The following is a 778-nucleotide window of genomic DNA, read 5'->3' on the forward strand; positions in this document are numbered from 1 at the left end:
ACATCACCATGAAGGGAGAAATTGTGAGACAGTTGCGCATTGATGCCAACGCCGCCTTCAATTGCAGGTCCCATAGGATCAAGGTCAAAGTTTCTACCAATATGAATGGTACCATTATCACCAAAGGTTTTGATCAAGTTTACTTTTCCATAGAAAGACATCGGACGGTTGTTTTCAGTGGAAATGGTTTTTGTCAAACGTCCACCAACACGGATCAACCATTGAGAAGGATTTTTCATATCAACGGTAAAATTATCAGCATCTTCAATGGTATTAAACATCAAATGTTGATAGGCAATTTGTGCTTGTGGCTCAAATGTTAAGCCTTCCATTCCAGTTGCAAACTCTTTGCCAACGGTGGTGGAGATACTCAACATTTTGGCGTTTTTCAATTTTGCGGTTTTGCCAATGATAGCATTGCCGATATCTCCCTTTATTATCCCATAGGACAAGAGTGTATCCATATAGAAACCATTGTCATGCTGCACGCTGCCATAAGCTGTTAGTGACCATTTATCCAATGTGCTCTTACTTACATCATCCATATCCTTTGGAGTGAAAGACAGCCGCCCATAGGTGCCTACAAGACCGAAATGTGTTGTGGTATTTTGTCCTTCTAATGCCGCGAATGTGACTCCGGCTTGGAGAGCAGCATAGCGGATATCAGCACCATAACCATATTTGAGAGGTCCACGTTCAGAAGATAAGGTTCCTGTGTTTCCGTAAGTATAGAGGAAGAAACCGGTTTGTTTTTCCTCTTCTTTTCCTAAGACAGATG

1 protein-coding gene is annotated in these 778 nt (G+C 41.8%); it reads right to left on the minus strand.

What is annotated here, in order from left to right; all coding sequences use genetic code 11:
* Positions 1 to 778: autotransporter domain-containing protein (locus ACFING_RS09970; protein ID WP_375630814.1), on the minus strand; the 778-nt coding region annotated here is incomplete at both ends.

The sequence above is a fragment of the Bartonella sp. AP150HLJHH genome (assembly GCF_042196385.1).
Classification (GTDB): Bacteria; Pseudomonadota; Alphaproteobacteria; order Rhizobiales; family Rhizobiaceae; genus Bartonella.